This window comes from Nonomuraea sp. NPDC004702, assembly GCF_053601695.1.
Genome location: NZ_JBSGCE010000187.1, coordinates 1 through 1,986 on the forward strand (window position 1 = coordinate 1; position 1,986 = coordinate 1,986).

Genomic DNA, 1,986 nt, shown 5'->3' on the forward strand with positions numbered 1-1,986 from the left:
GGCCGCGGCCGCCGAACGTTCCGCGGACGAGGCGGCGAAGGTCGCCCGGGTGGAGCTGGATCGCTGGCACCAGGAGATGGCGCCACAGCATCCGGGCATCCTGAAGCCCCGGCTGCGCAAGCCGGAGAACGGCCGCGGTCGGGCCTGGTACGTCGGGACGATCGACCTTCCCAGGAGCTACCGGGTGCTGGGCGAAGCCCACTTCACCGGGGGCAACGGCTACCAACGTCTTGACGTCGGGCTGTTCGAGGCCGGTCCGACGCAGCTGCAGTTCTTCCTGGCGGACGCCCAGCAGGCCCAAGAGAGCACGCCGTACTCCGCGGTCGTGCTGCGTTTTTGGCCCCCGCTGCCCGGCGATGAGCCACACCCGTGGTCGTGTACGTGCGGAAGGCCGGACGGTGCGACCGGCGAGGGCGCGGGCCACTGGGAGCTACGCATCCCGATCGACTGGACCCGCCCGCGCGTTCGAGGCTTCTGATCGTCGCGATCGCGGCTATCTCCCCAAGGAAGAGGCTGTGCCCCGGCTGCGTGCACCTGCAGAGGCAAGACCGCAGCTCATGATTCGACGGCGTCGCCCCTTGTGCCGGCCGGAAACTACAGGAAACCTGGACGCGGGCCAGTATGGATAATGTCGAGGCCAGGCCGCCCAGGCCGCGCAGCAGGTTGTGAGTGATCGCGGCGAAGGCGAGCCATGCGGCGTTGGCCGCGAAGTGGCCAGAGGGTAAGTCCGTCCGGTGCCGCGTTCCCGGCTAATGGACTATTTCATCGGGAATGAAACCTGGAACGATCCTGAATGTCGCATCCTTAAATCCGACTTCATCATGTACTTCTTCGACGAAAAGATGGAAGCCTCTATGCCTTAGAAAGCGGTCGGGGAAATTGAAGGAGCGGAATGATACCAGGCCTTGGTCAGCCAATCCTGGCACCAGGGCAAACGTCGCGTCTGCGCGCAGCAGCTTTATCTCGGCCGACTCGGGGGGTGTTGGCCCGCCAAAGAACGTCGGCGGTCCCTCGTGAAGCTTGACACGGAAGTCCTGGTGCCGCAGGTAACGGGTGGGAAAGTTCCGGGAACGGAACGATATCAGTTTATTATCCGCCAGCCCCCTGTCCATGATGAAGGTTGCGTCGTTCTTGTCCAGCTCACTGACTATCGGCGTCAGCTCTCCCAGAGAAAGCTGATGACGGACGAAACGATCCGGAAAGTTGAAGGATTGAAGGGAAGAAGCCATCGACTTTGCCTTTCTGCTTCCCATGCACCTCTTGAGAGTACGTGACTGGCTCCATTTACCACTGGACTTAGTTCCCTCCTCGCGGTAAATCAATGCCAGACGTAGAACAATGAGAGCCTCTCCGAGGCCCAAGTTTCTGCAACTTAGGACGCTGCGACTCGGATGGAGAGCGGAATACGAACAGGTCAGGGGGCTGACATCGACCACACGCGTCCATCGCCAGCCGGCTACTCAAAGTGGACAAGATCAGCTCACCCGATCGGACGCTGACGCAAGGTCCGCCGCATTTTGCTCGGCCGCTGCAAGCCGAGCTCTGGCCTCCTGTCTTCTCCCGAACCCCGGCAACGGACTCCGTCCCTGGACTATCGTGCGAGGACAGGTAATCAGCGGCAGTTCCCGGATCGCCATGAAGATGCCAAGCGCTGTGGCTGCAGCAGGTGTCTTCGGACATCCACGGCCCTCGGTTTCTGGCGGCCGCGCAAGGGAACGATTGCCCGGCTGAGCTCGGCCACGGCATGCGAGGATGGGTGACCCGCCCGGCTTGAGCAGGAGTGCGCCCATGTCGTATCTGTCTCGCTACCAGGACGTCATGGCGGCTCGGGCGCGACTGGCCCATCGCTACGGCGACGAGGCAGTCCATCGCCTGGCCGGGCAGTACGCCTACGAGCTGCCCGCGCTCGAGGCTGTGACGGGCGTGGCGGACGCGCTGCGCATGGCCGGTCACGACGACAAGGTGGAGGCCACGCCCGAGGACGTC

The 1,986-nt window shown here is 63.4% G+C and carries 3 protein-coding genes; 2 read left to right on the forward strand and 1 reads right to left on the reverse strand.

Annotated elements, in window-relative coordinates; genetic code table 11:
* Positions 1-478, forward strand: a 478-nt coding sequence (locus ACWEJ6_RS54650; protein WP_452433683.1) for a hypothetical protein, incomplete at its 5' end; no start/stop codon positions are given.
* A gap of 271 nt (positions 479-749) precedes the next feature.
* Here the strand turns inward: ACWEJ6_RS54650 and ACWEJ6_RS54655 are convergent.
* Positions 750-1,253, reverse strand: coding sequence for an AbfB domain-containing protein (locus tag ACWEJ6_RS54655; protein WP_452433685.1), 504 nt, complete (start codon positions 1,251-1,253; stop codon positions 750-752).
* A gap of 535 nt (positions 1,254-1,788) precedes the next feature.
* Between ACWEJ6_RS54655 and ACWEJ6_RS54660 the strand changes: the two genes are divergently transcribed.
* Positions 1,789-1,986 (forward strand): hypothetical protein (locus tag ACWEJ6_RS54660; protein WP_452433687.1); only part of this gene is annotated, 198 nt, incomplete at its 3' end.